Origin of the sequence: Polaribacter marinus, from assembly GCF_022662535.1 — a bacterium.
Classification (GTDB): domain Bacteria; phylum Bacteroidota; class Bacteroidia; order Flavobacteriales; family Flavobacteriaceae; genus Polaribacter; species Polaribacter marinus.
In genome coordinates this window covers 275,700-296,860 of the sequence record NZ_JAKQYM010000004.1, presented here as the reverse complement: position 1 = coordinate 296,860, position 21,161 = coordinate 275,700, and the positions used below count along the sequence as shown (strand labels likewise).

Annotated in this window: 16 protein-coding genes; 12 read left to right on the top strand and 4 right to left on the bottom strand. The window is 30.2% G+C overall.

Translation table 11 applies throughout. The features are described 5' to 3' along the window. Positions 1-779: 779 nt before the first annotated feature. The 9 genes from thrS to MC378_RS07985 all read left to right on the top strand — a co-directional run bounded on the left by thrS (position 780) and on the right by MC378_RS07985 (position 12,090). On the top strand, positions 780-2,720 hold the full coding sequence (gene thrS / locus MC378_RS08025) for a threonine--tRNA ligase (RefSeq protein ID WP_242178237.1): 1,941 nt from the start codon (positions 780-782) through the stop codon (positions 2,718-2,720). A gap of 120 nt (positions 2,721-2,840) precedes the next feature. Continuing rightward, positions 2,841-3,359 (top strand): translation initiation factor IF-3, encoded by a 519-nt coding sequence (infC, locus tag MC378_RS08020; RefSeq protein ID WP_338048446.1) that lies wholly within the window; start codon positions 2,841-2,843, stop codon positions 3,357-3,359. A gap of 33 nt (positions 3,360-3,392) precedes the next feature. After that, a complete protein-coding gene (gene rpmI / locus MC378_RS08015; RefSeq protein ID WP_242178236.1) occupies positions 3,393-3,590 on the top strand; it encodes a 50S ribosomal protein L35 in 198 nt (65 codons plus the stop codon). A gap of 94 nt (positions 3,591-3,684) precedes the next feature. Continuing rightward, positions 3,685-4,029: a 50S ribosomal protein L20 gene (rplT, locus tag MC378_RS08010; RefSeq protein ID WP_068450935.1), complete on the top strand. Its 345-nt coding sequence runs from the start codon at positions 3,685-3,687 to the stop codon at positions 4,027-4,029. A gap of 82 nt (positions 4,030-4,111) precedes the next feature. Continuing rightward, a complete protein-coding gene (locus MC378_RS08005) occupies positions 4,112-4,693 on the top strand; it encodes a hypothetical protein (RefSeq protein ID WP_242178235.1) in 582 nt (193 codons plus the stop codon). 138 nt (positions 4,694-4,831) lie between these two features. Further along, positions 4,832-6,232 (top strand): glycogen synthase, encoded by a 1,401-nt coding sequence (locus tag MC378_RS08000; RefSeq protein ID WP_242178234.1) that lies wholly within the window; start codon positions 4,832-4,834, stop codon positions 6,230-6,232. 3 nt (positions 6,233-6,235) lie between these two features. After that, a complete protein-coding gene (locus tag MC378_RS07995; protein WP_242178233.1) occupies positions 6,236-7,501 on the top strand; it encodes a glucose-1-phosphate adenylyltransferase in 1,266 nt (421 codons plus the stop codon). 28 nt (positions 7,502-7,529) lie between these two features. Then, complete coding sequence (gene glgB / locus MC378_RS07990; RefSeq protein WP_242178232.1) at positions 7,530-9,437, top strand: 1,4-alpha-glucan branching protein GlgB; 1,908 nt, start codon at positions 7,530-7,532, stop codon at positions 9,435-9,437. Between the two features lie 247 nt (positions 9,438-9,684). Continuing rightward, a complete protein-coding gene (locus MC378_RS07985; protein WP_242178231.1) occupies positions 9,685-12,090 on the top strand; it encodes a glycoside hydrolase family 31 protein in 2,406 nt (801 codons plus the stop codon). A 306-nt stretch (positions 12,091-12,396) separates the two neighbouring features. Here MC378_RS07985 and prfA read toward each other — a convergent pair whose 3' ends face one another. After that, positions 12,397-13,473, bottom strand: coding sequence for a peptide chain release factor 1 (gene prfA / locus MC378_RS07980; protein WP_242178230.1), 1,077 nt, complete (start codon positions 13,471-13,473; stop codon positions 12,397-12,399). A gap of 94 nt (positions 13,474-13,567) precedes the next feature. Between prfA and MC378_RS07975 the strand changes: the two genes are divergently transcribed. Then, positions 13,568-14,002 (top strand): hypothetical protein, encoded by a 435-nt coding sequence (locus tag MC378_RS07975; RefSeq protein ID WP_242178229.1) that lies wholly within the window; start codon positions 13,568-13,570, stop codon positions 14,000-14,002. A gap of 74 nt (positions 14,003-14,076) precedes the next feature. Continuing rightward, positions 14,077-15,840 (top strand): amidohydrolase, encoded by a 1,764-nt coding sequence (locus MC378_RS07970; RefSeq protein ID WP_242178228.1) that lies wholly within the window; start codon positions 14,077-14,079, stop codon positions 15,838-15,840. Between the two features lie 77 nt (positions 15,841-15,917). Here the strand turns inward: MC378_RS07970 and MC378_RS07965 are convergent, their stop codons facing one another. Both MC378_RS07965 and MC378_RS07960 read right to left on the bottom strand, forming a co-directional pair. Then, positions 15,918-17,096, bottom strand: a complete 1,179-nt coding sequence (locus MC378_RS07965) for an AIR synthase related protein (protein ID WP_242178227.1) — start codon at positions 17,094-17,096, stop codon at positions 15,918-15,920. Between the two features lie 74 nt (positions 17,097-17,170). Further along, positions 17,171-19,354, bottom strand: a complete 2,184-nt coding sequence (locus MC378_RS07960) for a glutamine synthetase III family protein (RefSeq protein WP_242178226.1) — start codon at positions 19,352-19,354, stop codon at positions 17,171-17,173. Positions 19,355-19,519: 165 nt separating this feature from the next. On the opposite strand from MC378_RS07960, the gene MC378_RS07955 reads away from it, so the two are divergent. Beyond that, on the top strand, positions 19,520-20,545 hold the full coding sequence (locus MC378_RS07955; protein WP_242178225.1) for a glutamine synthetase beta-grasp domain-containing protein: 1,026 nt from the start codon (positions 19,520-19,522) through the stop codon (positions 20,543-20,545). 77 nt (positions 20,546-20,622) lie between these two features. On the opposite strand, the gene MC378_RS07950 is transcribed toward MC378_RS07955, so the two are convergent. Continuing rightward, complete coding sequence (locus tag MC378_RS07950) at positions 20,623-21,159, bottom strand: DUF4136 domain-containing protein (protein ID WP_242178224.1); 537 nt, start codon at positions 21,157-21,159, stop codon at positions 20,623-20,625. Between the last annotated feature and the right edge of the window lie 2 nt (positions 21,160-21,161).

Here is a 21,161-nt window from a genome sequence, read left to right as displayed (position 1 = left end):
AAAATTTCTCTGATCGTTTTGCTGTATTTGTTAGCGGCTGCAAATATATAAACTATTTCTATTCTGACAATAAAAAAAATGAAGTTTTTTTTTAAACTATTTTATAAAGCTTCAACTTCATATTTATTTAACCTTTAAATAACTAATACAACATCTCAATGAACTAAACTAACAATCTCATATTCCTGTTAGCGGGTGCAAATATACATCCTCTTTTGAATCTCACAACTCTTTTCCTAATCTTTTTTAAACTTTATTTCCATCCTCCTCTTAAACCTATTATTATTAGTGTTTTATCCTTAAAATTATTTTATGCTTTTTATTCAAATTTAATTATGATCTCGTCATATCTGATATCTACATACTTTTATTACTTAAAAAAAGAAGACAAACCATAAATAACAAACATCTATTTAATACTAAGCATGAAAAATTAATAGTTATTTTCACTTATTAATCGTGTTAGGGATTGAAACGGCATCCTTTTTATGTTAGATAAACAAAAAAATCGGGCTAAAAACGAGCTAACTAGACTGCAAAAAGCCTCTAAAAAACATTTTCACATAAAAAGATATAGTGAAAAGCCCGCCCTTTTTTTTATTCTACTCACTTAAAAAGCATCAGCCAAGTACAAATTTAACTGAGAACTAGATAGAAATCTCTTGTAAAAAAAGGGAACACCCAAATAAAAAAATTTTAGTTCTTAATAAGTACATATATATATTGTGTGAAAAATTGTTTTCTAATATCTTTGCAACCTCAAAATATTATACATAATAATGATTAAAATTACTTTACCTGACGGAACTATTAAGGAGTTTGCTAAAAACATCACTCCAATGGATGTTGCAAAAAGCATTAGTGAAGGGTTTGCTAGAAACGTAATCTCTGCAAAATTTAACAACATTACAGTTGAAACCACTACTCCATTAACCACAGATGGTTCATTAATTTTATACACATTTAATGATGCTGATGGGAAAAAAGCTTTTTGGCATTCTTCTGCACACGTATTAGCGGAGACCATATTGAGTTTTCATCCCAATGCAAAATTAACAATAGGCCCTGCTATAGAAAATGGTTTTTATTATGATTTAGATTTAGGCGATGAAACTATTTCTGAAAAAGATTTTGCAGCTATTGAAAAGAAATTTTTAGAAATTGCTCGCGGAAAACACGAATTTAAAATGCGTTCGGTTTCTAAAGCAGATGCCTTAGCATTATATGAAAAAGAAAACAATCCTTATAAAGTTGAGTTAATAGAAAACCTAACAGATGGTGACATTACATTTTGTGACCACAGTAACTTTACAGATTTGTGTAGAGGAGGACATATACCTAATACTGGAATCATAAAGGCTATTAAAATAATGAATGTTGCCGGTGCTTATTGGCGTGGTGATGAAAAGAATAATCAATTAACTCGTATTTACGGAATTAGTTTTCCTAAACAAAAAATGTTGACTGAGTATTTAGCTTTATTAGAAGAAGCTAAAAAACGTGATCACAGAAAATTAGGAAAAGAGTTAGAGTTATTTACATTTTCTCAAAAAGTAGGCGCTGGTTTGCCATTGTGGTTACCAAAAGGTGCTGCTTTGAGAGGGCGTTTAGAAGACTTTTTAAAGAAAGCTCAAAAAAAGGCAGGCTACGAAATGGTGATGACACCACATATTGGTCAGAAAGAGTTATATGTTACGTCTGGTCATTATGAGAAATATGGAGCAGATAGTTTTCAACCAATAAAAACTCCTAAAATGGATGAAGAGTTTTTATTAAAGCCAATGAACTGCCCACATCACTGTGAAGTTTATAATTTCAAACCTTATTCTTATAAAGATTTACCAAAACGTTTTGCCGAATTTGGCACCGTATATAGATATGAACAAAGTGGAGAATTACACGGATTAACACGTGTTAGAGGTTTTACACAAGATGATGCTCATATTTTCTGTACTCCAGAACAATTAGACCAAGAATTTAAAGACGTTATCGATTTAGTTTTATATGTTTTTAGTTCTTTAGGTTTTGAAGATTTTACCGCACAAGTTTCTATTAGAGATATGCAAAACTTGGACAAGTATATAGGAGATGTAGAAACATGGGAAATTGCAGAAAATGCAATTATAAGCGCCGCAACAGACAAAGGTTTAGATTTTGTAATAGAAGAAGGTGAAGCAGCTTTTTACGGACCCAAATTAGACTTTATGGTTAAAGACGCATTAGGCAGAAGTTGGCAGCTTGGAACCATACAAGTTGACTATAATTTACCAAAACGATTCGATTTAACCTATAAAGGAGCAGATAACCAATTACACAGACCGGTAATGATTCATAGAGCTCCATTTGGTTCGATGGAACGTTTTATCGCCGTATTGCTAGAGCATACAGCAGGAAACTTCCCGCTTTGGCTTACTCCAGATCAAGTTATCTTATTGCCAATCAGTGAGAAATATCAAAAATATTCAGAAAAAGTTTTAGAATCGTTAGAAAATTCCGAAATTCGCGCCCTCGTAGATGACCGAAATGAAAAAACCGGTAGAAAAATAAGAGACGCAGAAGTTAACAAAATACCTTTTATGGTTATTGTTGGAGAAAAAGAAGAGCAAGATGGCACAGTTTCTGTAAGAAAACATGGTGAAGGAGATTTAGGTACCTTTACAATTGAAGAATTTATTTCTTTAATTAAAACCGAAGAAAACAAAACATTGAAGAAATTTTAATTAATTTTGAAATTATTCAAAAAGAATAAATAAGCAGGTTGGAAAACAACCATAAGTTAAATTTTAAATTTATAAGTCATAGCAATACGTAGAAGTAGGTCGAGAAGACCGTTAAGAGTAATCAAAGAAGATCAACATAGGATTAATGAAAAAATAAAATATGTTGACGAAGTTCGTCTTGTGGGCGATAATGTAGAAGTTGGTGTATATCCTTTAGAGAAAGCTAAAGAATTGGCCATTGAACAGGAGTTGGATTTGGTAGAGATTTCACCAAAAGCAAAACCCCCTGTTTGTAAAATTATTGATTACAAGAAATTCTTGTATGAGCAGAAGAAGCGCGAAAAATCTTTAAAATCAAAAGCAACAAAAGTTACTATTAAAGAAATACGTTTTGGACCTCAAACTGATGAGCATGATTATGAATTTAAAAAGAAGCATGCGCTTAAGTTCTTGCAAGAAGGAGCTAAATTAAAAGCATTTGTATTTTTTAAAGGACGTTCTATTATTTTTAAAGAACAAGGACAAATTTTATTATTAAAATTAGCTCAAGAACTTGAAGAATATGGTAAAGTGGAGCAATTACCAAAATTAGAAGGTAAACGTATGATTATGTTTATTGCTCCCAAAAAAGTAAAATAAAAATCTTATAAGCAAGATAAAAACGAAGGAGAGATGCCTAAAATGAAAACCAAATCTAGCGCCAAAAAACGTTTTAAAGTTACTGGTACTGGAAAGATTAAAAGAAAGCACGCGTTTAAAAGTCACATCTTAACAAAGAAGTCTAAAAAACGTAAATTAAAGTTAACTCACGATGGTTTAGTACATAAATCAGACGAGTCAAACATTAAGCAACAGTTAAACTTAAAATAAGTTTAATAAGGGAATTTAATTATTAACCATGGAGTTAGGCCAAAAATAAAAAGTATTCTTTAATGAATCGCCTACTACAAAACACATTGAAATTATGCCAAGATCAGTAAATTCAGTAGCCTCAAGAAAAAGAAGAAAAAAAATCTTGAAGGCTGCAAAAGGTTACTTTGGACGTAGAAAAAACGTCTATACAGTAGCAAAAAATGCAGTTGAAAAAGGTATGCTTTACGCATACAGAGACCGTAAAAACAATAAGAGAAACTTCCGTTCTTTATGGATTGTACGTATTAATGCTGCAGCTCGTTTACACGGAATGTCTTACTCTCAGTTTATGGGAAAAGTGAAAGCTAACCAAATCGAATTAAACCGTAAGGTTTTAGCTGATTTAGCTGTAAACAACCCAGACGCTTTTAAGGCAGTTGTAGAGAAAATTAAATAATATAATAATACTTGCTTATATTTAAAAACCCAAACTTTTTGTTTGGGTTTTTTTTATAAATTTACAATCAAAATAAAATCACATGAGACCGTTTATACTTATCTTATTCTTTAGCCTTGTTTCTACTTTTACTTTTTCACAAGAAGCTAATCAAGACCTAAATACTTTAGAAAATCAATTCGACAAGATTTATAGAACATCTAGCACCTACCAGGCTTATAAAGTTATTGATAAACAAAAGTATGTTTTATTAAAAAAGAATGCATTAGACTCATTAAAAAAATTAAAAAGCACAATTCTTGAAAAAGAAAATTTATTAAAAACTGAAAAAGAAAATATTTCTTTAATTAAAGAACAACTAAATAAAACTCAATTAGAATTAGAATTAGCTAATAAAAAAGAAAATTCCATTTCACTTTTTGGAATGATGCTAAACAAAACAACATACAATCTTTTACTATGGAGTATTATTATAATATTACTTTTAGGATTATTTTATTTTATCTTTAAATTTACTAGAAGCAACGTACTTACCAAGAAAGCAAAAGAGAATCTTTTTGATGTAGAAAAAGAATACGAAGAACACAGAAAAAAATCTTTAGAAAGGGAACAAAAAATGCGTCGTCAACTTCAAGATGAAATCAATAAACAAAGAAATTCATAATTAAATATATTTTTTTAAAACATATATATTGAATCCTTAGTGAAGTTATCAATTTATTAAGAGAATCTTAATAATTAAAATCAATTTTTAAACTGAATATATATTTTGTAGATTTAGCTTCTAAATCCACAAAATATAGTGAATATACTACACATAAGTGCTGAATGTTATCCCGTTGCTAAAGTTGGTGGTTTAGCAGATGTTGTTGGCGCCCTACCTAAATACCAACAAGAGTTACATATAAACAGTAATGTTATAATGCCTTTTTATGATATTGCTTTTACAAAAAACAACAACTATATAGAGGTTTATAAAAGTAGCTTATTTCTTGGAGAAGAAAGTTTTGACTTTCGAATTTTAAAACTACAAGATCAAGATTTAGGTTTTGATTTATTTTGTGTGGATGTTCCTAAATTATTATTTAAAGATTACGTTTATTCTGCAGATGATACAGAACGTTTTTTAGCATTTCAAATTGCTACTTTAAATTGGATTCTTACCTTAGAAGACAAACCGGATTTAATTCACACACATGATCATCATACAGGATTAATTCCTTTTATGATATCTGAATGTTTTAAATATGAATCTTTAAAACATACCCCAACGGTTCTAACAATACACAACGCCCAATATCAAGGTTGGTTCCCACATCATAAAGTACATTTAATACCAGCATTTAATTTTGATAAAGTAGGTTTATTAGACTGGAATAGCAATGTAAATCCACTAGCAGCAGCTATAAAATGTGCTTGGAAAGTTACTACAGTTTCGCCTTCTTACATGGAAGAATTAAAACAAAATGCAAATGGTTTAGAAAGCTTACTAAGACACGAAAGTGCTAAATGTGTTGGCATTTTAAATGGAATAGATTGGAATGTTTGGAATCCAGAAACAGACAGTTATATCAAAAAAGCATACAATCAGTCTACAGTTAAATTAGGAAAAGAAACAAATAAAAACTGGCTATGTAAAGAATTTGATTTAGATGAAAAAAAACCTCTTTTTGTTTTTATAGGACGATTGGTTGGAGAAAAAGGAGCTGATTTATTTCCAGAAATATTTGAAAAAGCTTTACAAGAAAATGACATTTCAATTTTATTATTAGGTTCTGGACATAAAGAAACAGAACAAAAATTATCTACTTTAGATAATTTAAAAAACTACAATAGTTATATAGGTTACGATGAAAAACTATCTCATATAATTTATGCCGGAGCTGATTTTTTATTGATGCCATCTAGAGTAGAACCATGTGGCTTAAACCAAATGTATGCTTTAAGATACGGTACTGTGCCAATTGTTAATAAAATTGGAGGTTTAAAAGACACTGTAACAGATATCAACGAGAATGGTTTTGGTATTTGTCATAATGGTGTGACTATAGAGAAAGTAACCAATGCTATTTCTAGAGCAGCTTTATTTTATAATAACCAAAAAGATTTTCTTAAAAACTCTAAAAAAATTATGTTAATAGATCATTCTTGGAGCAATTCAGCTCAAGAATATGTAAATTTATATAAATCATTAAAAAAATAAGTTATGAATAACAAAAATGTATTATCAATTATTTTAGGTGGTGGACAAGGATCTAGATTATACCCATTAACAGCAAATAGATCAAAACCAGCAGTCCCAATTGCTGGTAAATATAGATTGGTAGATATTCCTATTTCTAACTGTATAAATTCTAATATTAAAAGAATATATGTTTTAACTCAGTTTAATTCTGCTTCTTTAAATAAACATATAAAAAACACCTATCACTTTAGTTTTTTTAGTCAAGCTTTTGTAGATGTTTTGGCAGCAGAACAAACTATGAAAAGTGACAAATGGTTTCAAGGAACTGCAGATGCAGTAAGACAAAGCATGCATCACTTTTTAAGTAATGAATTTGAATATGCGCTGATTCTTTCTGGAGATCAATTATACAATATGGATTTTCAGGATATGATAAAAAAACATAAAGAAAGTAATGCAGAAATTTCTATAGCAACTTATCCTGTAAATGCAAAAGATGCAACAGGTTTTGGTCTTTTAAAAACAGATGATGAAAATAAAATTACTTCATTTATAGAAAAACCCGCTGCAGAATTGTTACCCGATTGGACATCTGATGTAAGTAACGAAATGAAAAAAGAAGGAAGAAATTATTTAGCTTCTATGGGAATCTATATTTTTAATAGAGATCTATTAATAAAGTTGATGGAAAACCCAGACACTATAGATTTTGGTAAAGAAATTATACCTCAATCTATTCACAATCATAAAACAGTAAGCTATCAATACGAAGGATATTGGACAGATATTGGAACTATAGAGTCTTTCTTCGAAGCTAATTTAGGATTAACAGATGAAATCCCAAAATTTAATTTATACGATAAAAACAGAGTTTATACAAGAGCAAGAATTTTACCAACTTCTAAAATTTCTGGATCTATGTTAAACAAAGCTGTGATTGCTGACGGATGTTTAATTCACGCAGATAAAATTGAAAAAAGTGTAATTGGTATTCGTTCTAGAATAGGAAAAGGATCCGTAATAACAAATACGTATATGATGGGTAGCGATTATTACGAATCGTTAGAAGATATAGAAAAATATAAAATAGATAACCTTTTAGGAATTGGAGATCATTGTAAAATAAACAACTGTATCATAGACAAAAATTGTAGAATTGGCGATGATGTTATCATTAATGGAGGAGCACATCTAGAAGATAAAGAAACTGAGAACTACTTAATAAAAGACGGGATTGTTGTGATTAAAAAAGGCGCTACAATTACCAAAGGAACAAAAATTCAATAATTAAATTTTATTTACCTAAAACAACTAAATGTCTAAAGTTATAGCGCATAGTTTATTTTCAGAATTTGACATCAATTTATTTAAGGCAGGAAAGCATTATAAATTATATGAAAAATTCGGTTCACACATTACAACCAAAGAAGGTATAGAAGGTACTTATTTTGCAGTTTGGGCTCCTAGCGCAAAATCCGTTTCTGTAATTGGTGATTTTAATTTTTGGGATGATACTGAACATCAATTAAATGTTCGTTGGGATAAAAGTGGAATTTGGGAGGGATTTATCCCTTTTGTAGGAAAAGGAAATTTATATAAGTATAAAATTTACAGTTCTAATAATGATATCATTACAGAAAAAGCAGATCCCTATGCCAGAAGATGTGAACATCCACCAAAAACTGCTTCTATAGTTTGGAAAGATAGCTATAATTGGAAAGATAAAGCATGGATGAAAAATCGAAAACAGAATAACGCATTAGATGCCCCTTACGCTGTTTATGAAGTTCATCTAGGTTCCTGGAAACAGCATTTAGAAGAAAACAGGTTTTTAAGTTATACTGAATTAGCAAAAGAATTGGTAGATTATGTAGCAGAAATGAATTTTACTCATGTAGAATTAATGCCCATCATGGAATTCCCTTACGATCCAAGTTGGGGTTATCAAATAACAGGTTACTTTGCTCCTACTTCGCGTTTTGGTTATCCTGATGAATTTAAATTTTTGGTTGATAAATTTCATGAAAAAGGAATTGGAGTTATCCTAGATTGGGTTCCATCACACTTTCCGTCGGATGCTCATGGTTTGGGTAATTTTGATGGCTCTAGTTTATATGAACATCCCGACCCAAAAAAAGGTTATCATCAAGATTGGAAAAGTCTAATTTTTAATTACGGACGAAACGAAGTAAAATCATTTTTAATTAGTAACGCACTTTTTTGGTTAGATCAATATCATGCAGATGGTCTACGTGTAGATGCAGTTGCTTCCATGTTATTTTTAGATTATTCTAGAGAAGAAGGAGAATGGGAACCAAATCAGTTTGGAGGAAGAGAAAATTTAGAAGCCATTAGCTTTTTAAAAGAAATGAATGTTGCTGTTTATGAAAACTTTCCGGATGTACAAACCATTGCAGAAGAATCTACTTCTTTCCCTAAAGTTTCTAGTCCTGTTTTTGCAGATGGTTTAGGTTTTGGAATGAAATGGATGATGGGTTGGATGCACGATACATTAGACTATTTTGCCAAAGAACCTATTTACAGAAAACATCACCAAAACGATTTAACTTTTAGCCTAAACTACGCTTTTACAGAAAACTTTATGTTACCGCTTTCACATGATGAAGTTGTATATGGTAAAAAATCTATTGTTTCTAAAATGCCAGGTGATGAATGGCAACGTTTTGCAAATTTAAGATTGTTGTACGGTTTTATGTTTACACATCCAGGAACAAAATTATTATTTCAAGGAAGTGAATTTGGACAAACATCAGAGTGGAATTTTCAACAAAGCTTAGATTGGCATTTATTGAACTATAATATACATAAAGATGCTCAAACATTTGTAAAAGATTTAAATAAATTATACAAAACAGAACCTGCTTTATACCAAAAACAATTTTCTTATGACGGCTTTGAATGGATAGATCATGGAGATCATGAAAATTCTGTAATTTCTTTTATAAGAAAAGGAAATCATGAAAATGATCATATAATTATTGTTTTAAACCTTACTCCTGTTCCAAGAGAAAAATACAGAATAGGTTTACCTAAATCAGGAATATTAAAAGAGATTTTTAATAGTGATGCTACAAAATATAACGGTACGGGGAATTTTAAAAATAAAAAATTAAAATCCGATAAAAAAGAATGGAATACCCGAAAAAATTCTATTGAATTAAATCTACCACCATTAAGCATGCTAGCTTTTAAATTCAAATAAACCTTACTTCTTTTTTAATATTAAATATTAAAAAAAGGCAAGGTTTATTTTTACATCTATAAAAATAGACTGTTTTTTTTGAGAGATTCAAAATTCTACTTAACTCACAGAAATCACTTTAAATTTCACTTCTTTTTTATCACTAAAATGATACATTTACACTCAAACGTTATCGTAAATAAAACACTTATAACTTCTATGTTATACAAACTTTTACGATTTTTACAAGTCAAACAAACAAGCTAATATGATTGTTAACACAGAGTTAGAACAAAAAGGAAATTTATTTCCTTCAGCAATAAAAACTTACGAAAAAGATGTAGATACACTTTATTTTACTACAGAAAACAATGTAATTCTACAACTAACTGTTATTAGAGATAGTGTCATTAGATTTAGATATTCTACTACAGGGAAATTTGAAAATGACTTTTCTTACGGAATCACTATTCATGCCTCGAGGGGTTATAATTTTTTAGAAATTTCAGAAAACGAAACTCATTACATAATTACAACATCAAAATTAATTTGTAAAGTAGAAAAAATAAGTTTACAAGTAAGTTTATACGATGCAGTAGACTTAAAACTTATTAATGAAGATGAAATAGGTTTTCATTGGGAAGAAAGTTATGAATTTGGTGGAGATATTGTAAAAATGAGTAAGATTTGTCAAAAATCTGAAAGTTTTTACGGTTTAGGAGATAAACCCGTTAGTGTAAATATGAAAGGAAAACGTTTCGAAAATTGGGTTACAGATTCTTATGCTTTTGGTAAAGACACAGATCCTATCTACAAAGCAATTCCTTTTTACACAGCTATTCAAGATAATAAGTCTTATGGAATTTTCTTTGACAATACATTTAAAACACATTTCGATTTTGCACAAGAAAGAAGAAATGTAACAAGTTTTTGGGCACAAGGAGGAGAAATGAACTACTACTTTATTTATGGTCCAAAAATGGAAGATGTAGTAGCCAATTATACAGATTTAACAGGTAAGCCTCATGCATTACCTCCACTTTGGGCATTAGGGTTTCATCAATGTAAATGGAGTTATTACCCAGAAAGTAATGTAAAAGAAGTAACAAAAACCTTTAGAGACTTAAAAATTCCTTGCGATGCGATATATTTAGACATCGATTATATGGATGGTTTTCGTTGTTTTACTTGGGATAAAAATCATTTTCCTGACCCTAAAAGAATGGTAAAAGAACTAGAAAATGATGGTTTTAAAACTGTAGTTATTATAGATCCAGGAATTAAAATAGATTTAGAATACGATGTTTTTAAAGAAGCATTAGACAAAGATTATTTTTGTAAACGTGCAGACGGTCCTTATATGAAAGGTAAAGTTTGGCCTGGAGAATGTTATTTTCCAGATTATACAAAACCAGAAGTTAGAGAATGGTGGTCTGGTTTATTTAAAGAATTGATAGAAGAAATTGGAGTAAAGGGAGTTTGGAATGATATGAATGAACCAGCAGTTATGGAGGTTCCAAACAAATCTTTTCCAGATGATGTTCGCCATGATTATGACGGAAACCCTTGTAGTCACAGAAAAGCACATAATGTTTACGGAATGCAAATGGCACGTGCAACCTATCATGGTTTAAAAAAATATGCATATCCAAAAAGACCTTTTGTAATTACTAGAGCTGCATATTCGGGTACCCAACGTTACACTTCTACTTGGATGGGAGATAATATTGCTACTTGGGAACATTTATGGATTGCAAATGTACAAGCACAAAGAATGGCTATGTCTGGTTTTTCTTTCGCAGGAAGCGATATTGGTGGTTTTGCAGAACAACCACAAGGCGAACTTTTTGCTAGATGGATTCAATTAGGAGTTTTTCATGCATTTTGTAGAGTACATTCTTCTGGTGATCATGGAGATCAAGAACCTTGGGTTTTTGGAGATGAAATTACAGACATTGTAAGAAAATTTGTAGAAATTAGATATCAACTTTTACCTTATTTATACACTGCTTTTTGGAGCTATATTAACAACGGAACTCCTATTTTAAAATCACTTGTATTATTTGATCAAGAAGATCCACATACACATTATAGAAGTGATGAGTTTGTTTATGGTGATAAAATACTAGTTTGCCCTATTTTAGAAGCAAATGCCAAAGGTAGAAGAATGTATATTCCTCGAGGAATTTGGTATAATTTCTGGACAAATGAAGTTGTTGAAGGTGGTAAAGAAATGTGGGTAGATGCCGATTTAGATAGCATGCCAATCTTTATTAAAGAAGGAGCAGTGATTCCAAAATATCCAGTACAACAATATGTTGATGAAAAAAAGTTTGATAAAATTACTTTAGATGTTTACTATAAAAATGGTAAAGAAAAATCTCAATTATATGACGATGCACATGACGGTTATGATTATAAAAAAGGAAGATATAGTTTAAGGACCTTTAAAGTAACAGGAAAAAAAGAAGAATTTATACTTCAGCAGCACAAACAAGGTAAATTTGATGCTAATTATAAAGAGTTTCATATTATTTTCCACAACCTTCCATTTAAAATCACTTCTATTCAAATTGATAATGTAGAAATAGATTTTAGCCATTTAAAAAATACAAAAACAAAATCTATCATTATCAATAAAGAATTTACAGAGATCCATTTATCTGGTAAATAGTTTTTCATTACCACCATTTATAGTGATTTTTTCTCACCAAAAATGGTGAGAAAAAATTTCACCAAAAAAGGGTATTGTAGCATTCCAAAATGTGTCTTAAATTTGTAGCATCAATAATCTTTTTTTTCAATCATTGTATAAATTAAAAAAAGTATTATAACATATTTGTTTAACAAGAAGAGCGATTAAAAGTTATCCCCTAAAACTTTAATCGCTTTTTATTTTTTTACAAGCTTTTCTAAAAAACAAAAACCTCAAAAGAAATATTTTGAGGTTTTTTGTTTTAATTTATGAGAGTATCCTATTTTAGATACCATCACCCAACTCTTTTAACTTTTCGGTATTTTCAGCTAACATTAATTCATCAATAATTTTCTGAATATCACCATTTAAAATATTAGGTAAATCATATAATGACAAACCTATTCTATGATCTGTAACTCTTCCTTGTGCATAATTATAAGTTCTAATTTTAGCACTTCTATCTCCAGAAGAAACCATAGAACCACGCTTTAATGCATCTTCTGCATTTTTCTTTGCCAATTCCATATCGTACAAACGAGAACGTAATACTTTAAAAGCTTTCTCTTTATTTTTATGTTGTGATTTTTGATCTTGACATTGTGCTACTAAACCTGTAGGAATGTGTGTTAAACGAACTGCAGAATACGTAGTATTTACAGATTGACCTCCAGGACCTGAAGAACAGAAAAAATCGATTCTTACATCTTTCGGATTTATTTCGACATCAAACTCTTCTGCCTCAGGAAACACCATACAAGTTGCTGCAGAAGTATGTACACGTCCTTGAGTTTCTGTTTGCGGAACTCTTTGTACACGATGCACACCTGCTTCAAACTTTAATGTTCCATAAACATCAGCTCCATTAACTTCAAACTGAATTTCTTTAAAACCTCCATTTGTACCTTCAGAATAATCTACTGTAGAAACTTTCCATCCTTTACTTTCACAATATTTAGAATACATTCTAAATAAATCTCCTGCAAAAATACTAGCTTCATCACCACCTGTTCCTGCGCGCAACTCTACAACAGCATTTTTAGAATCTTCTGGATCTTTAGGTATTAATAATAATTTAATTTCTTCTTCTAATTCAGGTATTCTAGCATTGGCTTCTTCTATCTCCATCTTTGCCATTTCCGTCATTTCTGCATCAGAACCATCAGAAATAATTTCTTTTGCTTCTTCTATATTGTTTGTTAAAGTTTGATATTCATCTCCTTTTTTAACAACATCTCCTAAATCTTTATATTCTTTCATCAATTGCGCATAACGCTTTTGATCCATAATAATTTCTGGCTGAATAATTAAATCAGAAACCTCATCATAACGTTGTTTAACAATTCTTAATTTATCTAACATCTTCTACACTTTTCTTGGATTGCGAATTTACAATTTTTATCGGAAAGTTAAATGTTTCGTTTTGAGTATATTTGAAGAAATCAAACTAAAACCCATGAAGCACTTACTAACCTTTTCTTGTTTTTTATTGATCATATCTTGTAATGCTAAAAAACCCAAAACACAAGCCCCTTCTTTTCTATTAGGAAATTGGATTCGTTTAAACGATAAAGATAGTGTTACAACTTATGAAACTTGGAAAAAAGATTTTTCTGGAACTGGTATAACTTTAAAAGGAAAGGATACTACATTTTTTGAGCAAATGAAAATTTTAACCAAAAATGATACTTTGTTTTTAGAAGTAACCGGAGTTAATGAATCTCCTACTTTGTTTCAATTTACACAACAAACAGACACTTCTTTTATTTGTATAAATCCACAAAATGAATTTCCTAAAAAAATAAAATATTATTTAGAAGGTAAACTTTTAAAAGCAGAAATTTCTTCAGATGACTTTATAATTGATTTTATTTTTAAACAGTTAAAATAAAAAAAATCAAAATTTTAAAAACACAATTTTACTTTTAGTTCTAATAATAAAGAAAACTTTCTAGTTAAACAACGATGAAAAAATTATTACAAATAAGTTTATTAATTCTAAGTTTATTGCTCATTTCTTACGTTTATCTTAAACAAGATTTTAAGAAAACACCTCCTACACTCTATACAAACGGACATATTATTACATTGAACCAAAATCAACCTTTTGCAGAATCAATGTATATTGAAGATGGTAAAATTATTGAGATTGGTACTAACAAACAACTCGAAAAATACAGTTCAAAAAGTAAATCTATTATAGATTTAAAAGGAGCTAGTGTATTACCTGGGTTTATTGATCCTCATACTCACTTTTCAATTAGTATGTTTTTATCTAAAATGCATGACTTATCAGGGTTTAAACACAATACAAATGATGAAGTTTGGAAGGATTTTGAAAGTTACGTAAAAAAGAAAAAAAAAGGAGAATGGATTATTTGTAAAGGAATCGACCCAATTCTAATACATGATTTAACACCTCCTTCAATTGAATATTTAGATAAAATTGCCCCAGAAAATCCAGTGCTTTTTTTCAGTCAAAGCTTACACAATTATTGGGCAAACTCTAAAGCTTTTGAACTTGTGGGGATCAATAAAAAAACGAAAAACCCATCTAATCAAAGTTATTATGGAAAAGACAAAAAAGGAAACCTTAATGGATTAATCGTAGAACAACAAGCCGTGAAACCTTTTTTTGACATCTTAAAAAAAGAAGTTTTAACATCCAAAAAACTAGGAATAGCAGCATCACAAGTAATGTCAAACTATGCTAAAAATGGAAATACAACTATTGTATCTGCAGGGATTACAATTCAGGATGAAAAACCACTTATTTTATTTAAACACTTATCAAATTATAAACCAGAATTACTCGGAAGTTTTTTAGAAAAAATAGGTTTTTTACCTGAAAGAAAACAAAGACCTAGACATTTTATGTACATGCGATATGACATGGAACATTTAATGCCAAAACAGACAAAAAAAAGAAATGATTTTTATGATATTATAGGAATTAAACATTGGTATGACGGTTCTCCATATACAGGGACAATGTATCTAAAATCCCCATACCTGAATACAGAACTTACAAATATTAAGATGCACATTCCGATTAACAGCAAAGGAAAAGCCTTAATCAAAAAAGATAGTCTTAAAAATTTTATAAGAAAATACCACCTAAAAGGATGGCAAATTACAATACACACTCAAGGTGATGCTGCCATAAATGAAGTGATTGACGCATTTGAAGAACTTGAAAATGAACTTGACTATTCAACATCAAGACATCGACTAGAACATTGTCTATTATTTCCTACAGAAAATATGGATAGATTAAAAAGACTACATCTTACTCCAAGTTTTCACATCAATCATTTATATTATTATGGTGATGCTCTAAAGTCTGATATTCTTGGTGAACAACGAGCAGAAAAAATTTTACCAATAAAAACTATTGAAGAAAATAATATAAAATATTCTTTACATGCCGACCAACCAATGTTTGAAAGCAATCCATTTCGATTAATTCAAACCGCTGTTGAGCGTAAGACTATCTCTGGAAATATTTTAGGTAAAAATCAAACAACAACAACAATAATAGAAGCCATAAAATCTTTAACAATAAATGCTGCATGGCAAATTAACATGGAAAACAAAATAGGCTCCTTAGAAAAAGGAAAATATGCCGACTTTATTATTTTAAATAGAAATCCATTAAAAACGAAGCCTAGTGAATTGAGTAAAATAGAATGTGTAAAAACTTTTATAAACGGAAACTTAGCCTATTAAATCTAAAGTCCATTTAGTATTCCTTTTCATTTTACTAAAAAATATCTTAAATTTTGTGTTGCCAAATATTAAATGACCTAGTACTCAAAAACACCAAACTCACTAGTAATTGTCAGTTTTTTAGTTTCAGAAACTTTTACACTACCAACAATTTGTGCATTTACGTTATATGATTTTGAAATTAAGATAATTTCTTCTGCTATTTCTGGCGAAACATAAATTTCCATTCTATGACCACAATTAAATACTTGATACATTTCTTTCCAATCTGTTTTAGATTGTTCTTGTATCAATTTAAATAAAGGAGGTATTGGAAATAGATTGTCTTTTACAATATGTAATTCATCAACAAAATGTAAGATTTTTGTTTGTGCTCCACCAGAACAATGAATCATTCCATGAACCGTATCAGCATTAAATTTAGACAAAATTTCTTTTATAATAGGTGCATAAGTCCTTGTTGGAGATAATACCAATTTACCAGCATCGATTGGAGAATTCTCTACAGAATCTATCAACTTTATTTTCCCTGAATACACTAAATCAGACGGCACAGCAGCATCAAAACTTTCTGGATATTTTTCTGCTAAATATTTATGAAAAACATCGTGTCTTGCAGATGTCAATCCATTACTTCCCATTCCTCCATTATATTGAGTCTCGTAAGTGGCTTGACCGAAAGATTCCAATCCAACAATTACATCACCTGCTTTTATATTAGCATTGTTAATAACATCCGAACGTTTCATTCTTGCTGTAACGGTAGAATCTACGATAATTGTTCTTACCAAATCGCCAACATCTGCTGTTTCTCCTCCAGTAGAATGAATTGTAACTCCGAATTTTTTTAAATCTTCAATCAACTCTTCTGTTCCGTTGATAATTGCCGATAAAACTTCTCCTGGAATTTTACTTTTATTACGCCCAATGGTAGATGATAACATAATATTATCTGTTGCTCCAACACATAATAAATCATCAATATTCATAATTAAAGCATCTTGAGCAATTCCTTTCCACACAGAAATATCACCAGTCTCTTTCCAATACATATATGCTAAAGAAGATTTTGTTCCTGCTCCGTCTGCATGCATTATTAAGCAATAATCATCATCACCTGTTAAATAATCTGGAACTATTTTACAGAAAGCTTTTGGAAACAATCCTTTATCTATATTCTTTATGGCATTATGCACATCTTCTTTAGATGCAGAAACACCTCTTTGTGCATATCTTTTAGAAACTTCTTGACTCATGTTGTTGTGTTGTTGTTGATGCAAATTTAGTCTTTTACAAAAAAAATCCTACTGAAAAGTAGGATGTTTTTATGTTATCTTGTAAACAATAATTCTCTATACTTTGTTAAAGGCCAAAGTTTATCGTCTACCATTGTTTCTAACTTATCACAATGATAACGGATTTCATCAAAAAATGGTTTCACTTTTTTACAATAAATTTCTGCAGATTTTATGCCAACAAATTTATTAGCTTTCTTACGTTCCTCTGTCATTTTAATTGTTAGCGCATTAATTTCTGTAATATGATTAGAAATTGTCATAATCAATTCTATTTGTTCTTTGGCAATATTTTTAAATTCAACACCAAAAATTTCTTTTAAATTCCTTGTATTTTCAAGCAAAGTATTCTGATAAACAATCGCAGTTGGTACTACATGATTTCTAGCAATATCCCCCAAAACCCTACTTTCAATTTGTAAACGTTTTGTATATTCTTCTAAAGCAATTTCGTAACGAGCTTCTATTTCTACTTTGCTCAATACATCCATTTCTTCATACAAATAAATAACCTCTTTAGAAACCTGAACCTTTAAAGCTTCGGGTGTTGTCTTATTATTACTTAAACCACGTTTTTTAGCTTCTTTTTCCCAAGCCTCTCCATAACCATCTCCTTCAAAACGAATGTCTTTACTTGCTTTAATATATTCTCTTAAAACATTGAAAATAGCTTCATCTTTCTTTAAGTTTTTATCTTCTATTAAAGCGTCTACCTCTACTTTAAATTCTTTTAATTGTTTGGCTACGATTGTATTTATAACCGTCATCGGTATTGCACAATTTGCAGTAGACCCCACGGCTCTAAACTCAAACTTATTTCCTGTAAATGCAAAAGGTGAGGTTCTATTTCTATCGGTATTATCTAATAAAATTTCAGGAATTTTACCAATAATATTCAATTTTAAATCTGTTTTCTCTTCTGGTGATAATTTTCCTTTGGTTACATTTTCTAATTCGTCTAAAACTTTAGACAACTGACTACCAATAAATACAGAAATAATTGCTGGAGGTGCTTCATTTGCTCCTAATCGATGATCATTACTAGCAGAAGCAATTGAGGCTCTTAACAGTTCTTCATTCTCATAAACAGCTTTTATAGTGTTTACAAAAAAAGTCAAGAATTGTAAATTCTTCATTGGTGTTTTTCCTGGACTTAATAAGTTTGTTCCGTCAAAAGTTGATAATGACCAATTATTATGTTTTCCTGACCCATTAATACCTTCAAATGGTTTTTCATGAAACAATACTTTAAATCGATGACGACGTGAGACTTTTTCCATCACATCCATTAATAAAGAATTATGATCTACAGCTAAATTTGCTTCTTCAAAAATTGGAGCCAATTCAAACTGATTTGGAGCTACTTCATTATGCCTTGTTTTTACAGGAATACCTAACAACATACATTCTTGTTCTAAATCTTGCATAAAACTCATTGCTCTTGCAGGAATAGTTCCAAAATAATGATCATCTAATTGTTGCCCTTTTGCCGATGTGTGTCCAAGCAAAGTTCTTCCTGTTAATAAAATATCTGGTCTAGATAACGCCAAAGCATCATCAATTAAAAAATATTCTTGTTCCCAACCTAGAGTTGCGTTTACCTTTGATACATTTTTATCAAAATATTTACAAACAGCTGTTGCATGTGTATCAATTGCTTGTAAAGCTCTTAATAAAGGGGTCTTATTATCTAAAGCCTCTCCAGTATAGGCTACAAAAATTGTTGGAATACACAAAGTTGTTTCATAAACAAATGCTGGTGATGTAGGGTCCCAAGCTGTATAACCTCTTGCTTCAAAAGTATTTCGTATTCCTCCATTTGGAAAACTAGAAGCATCTGGTTCTTGCTGTACTAATTGTTCTCCATCAAATTTTTCCATGGCTAAACTACCGTTGATAGATTCAAAAAAAGCATCGTGTTTCTCTGCAGTTGCCCCAGTTAATGGCTGAAACCAGTGAGTATAATGTGTAGCTCCCTTAGACATTGCCCAATCTTTCATACTGACCGCAACTTGATCTGCTATTTTTCGATCAATTTTTGTACCTTTTTCGATAGCATTCATTACACTTTCATAAGCAGATCTAGTTAAATATTGTTGCATTGCATGTTTATTAAAAACATTTTTACCAAATAGAACCGACCTCTTTTCCTTTTCTTCAATTTTAATGGTTTTTCTATTTAATGTTTCTTGTAATGCGTTAAATCGAACTATTGACATAATATTAATTTTTACTACTATATTTTATTTTTAAAACAAATATACCCCATAAAAATTAGGGGTAAAATTATTTTTTATAATTTTTTACAAAAATAACCCCTTTTTTTTTGATATGTAACCAAATTATTTCATTTTTGCACTGTTAACATTACACACACAATTACTATGGCAAAAATTAAATTAGAATACATTTGGTTAGATGGGTATTTTCCTACTCAAAACATGAGAAGCAAGACCAAAGTTGAGGAGCATGAGAATTTTCAAGGAACTATTGAAGAGTTAGACAATTGGTCTTTTGACGGCTCATCTACAAGACAAGCTTCTGGTGGCTCTTCTGACTGTTTATTAAAACCTGTTGCAATTTACCCAGATCCTGCAAGAAGAAATGGATATTTAGTTATGACGGAAGTTTTGAATGCAGACGGTACTCCACATGTTTCAAATGGTAGAGCTACAATTGAAGACGAAGATGATGATTTTTGGTTTGGTTTTGAACAAGAGTACTTTATTATGGATACAAGAACTCAATTACCTTTAGGATTCCCTATTGGTGGTTACCCTGCTCCACAAGGAATGTATTATTGTTCTGTGGGTGGAAAAAACACACACGGTAGACTTTTAGTAGAAGAACACGCAGATCTTTGTATTGATGCAGGATTAAATTTTGAAGGTATCAATCAAGAAGTTGCTTCAGGTCAATGGGAATTTCAATTATTTGCAAAAGGAGCTAAAAAAGCTGGTGATGAAATTTGGATTGCTCGTTACTTACTTGACAGATTAACAGAAAAACATGGATATTATATAGATTACCACCCAAAACCATTAGGTAAAGATATGGATTGGAATGGATCAGGTATGCATGCAAATTTCTCTAACTCTGTGTTAAGAACTTGTGGATCTAAAGAAACCTATGAAAAAATATGTGAAGCTTTTAGACCTGTTGTAAAAGAACATATTGCTGTTTACGGAGAGTTCAATGATCAACGTTTAACAGGTGATCATGAAACTGCTTCTATTCATGATTTCTCTTATGGAATCTCAGATAGAGGTGCTTCTATTAGAATCCCAATTATCACCGTAGAGAAAGGTTGGAAAGGTTGGTTAGAAGACAGAAGACCGGCTTCTAATGGAGATCCATATAAAATTGCAGGTAGAATTATTAAAACTGTCAAATCTGCAAACATTAGCTAGATTTTTTTTTAAAAAAATGATAAAAAAAACTCCGAATTTTAAAATTCGGAGTTTTTTTATTTTACTTAAAAAGGAGATTATTTGTTTTTTCCTGGAGGAAATCTAGAAATGATTTCTTTTACAAATTCCTTGATCCTAATTTCTTTTTTCTCTACACTTTGAGTTCTTAAAGCACCTGTCCCTATACCTTGCCAAACTAATTCTTTCTTTTGTTTATCTATGAAGTCTATAAATAAAGTACCCTCTGTATATTGAGAAACATTTATATTATTATTCATACCAACCGACCAAGGATTCCATCCCCAACCATAACCATATCCAAAATTAGTTTGATTAACATTTACTTTCTCTCTAGACTTTGTAAAAATACTCACTAACATATCTGGATTTTCAGACTTGGTAAACCCTTGCGCTAATAATTCAGTTTCAATTGCTCTTAAAATTCTTTTTTTGTCTAAACTAGAGATTTTTGCTTTGTCAATTCCGGGTTTATAAAACGCAAAAGTTTTATATTGATTAAAATCAACTTTTGTATCATAATCTGTAGTTACTTTTACAGAACTACAAGCAGTTAAAATCATTGCACTAACTAATAAAAAAACAACTCTTTTCATAA

Excerpts from the sequence above, each read along its gene's own strand:
- MC378_RS07955 (WP_242178225.1), top strand. The coding sequence starts at position 19,520 with ATGGCAAAAATTAAATTAGAATACATTTGGTTAGATGGGTATTTTCCT.
- MC378_RS07995 (WP_242178233.1), top strand. The coding sequence starts at position 6,236 with ATGAATAACAAAAATGTATTATCAATTATTTTAGGTGGTGGACAAGGA.
- rplT (WP_068450935.1), top strand. The coding sequence starts at position 3,685 with ATGCCAAGATCAGTAAATTCAGTAGCCTCAAGAAAAAGAAGAAAAAAA.
- MC378_RS07985 (WP_242178231.1), top strand. The coding sequence starts at position 9,685 with ATGATTGTTAACACAGAGTTAGAACAAAAAGGAAATTTATTTCCTTCA.
- MC378_RS08005 (WP_242178235.1), top strand. The coding sequence starts at position 4,112 with ATGAGACCGTTTATACTTATCTTATTCTTTAGCCTTGTTTCTACTTTT.
- MC378_RS07970 (WP_242178228.1), top strand. The coding sequence starts at position 14,077 with ATGAAAAAATTATTACAAATAAGTTTATTAATTCTAAGTTTATTGCTC.
- thrS (WP_242178237.1), top strand. The coding sequence starts at position 780 with ATGATTAAAATTACTTTACCTGACGGAACTATTAAGGAGTTTGCTAAA.
- rpmI (WP_242178236.1), top strand. The coding sequence starts at position 3,393 with ATGCCTAAAATGAAAACCAAATCTAGCGCCAAAAAACGTTTTAAAGTT.
- glgB (WP_242178232.1), top strand. The coding sequence starts at position 7,530 with ATGTCTAAAGTTATAGCGCATAGTTTATTTTCAGAATTTGACATCAAT.
- prfA (WP_242178230.1), bottom strand. The coding sequence starts at position 13,473 with ATGTTAGATAAATTAAGAATTGTTAAACAACGTTATGATGAGGTTTCT.
- MC378_RS07965 (WP_242178227.1), bottom strand. The coding sequence starts at position 17,096 with ATGAGTCAAGAAGTTTCTAAAAGATATGCACAAAGAGGTGTTTCTGCA.
- MC378_RS07960 (WP_242178226.1), bottom strand. The coding sequence starts at position 19,354 with ATGTCAATAGTTCGATTTAACGCATTACAAGAAACATTAAATAGAAAA.
- MC378_RS07950 (WP_242178224.1), bottom strand. The coding sequence starts at position 21,159 with ATGAAAAGAGTTGTTTTTTTATTAGTTAGTGCAATGATTTTAACTGCT.
- MC378_RS07975 (WP_242178229.1), top strand. The coding sequence starts at position 13,568 with ATGAAGCACTTACTAACCTTTTCTTGTTTTTTATTGATCATATCTTGT.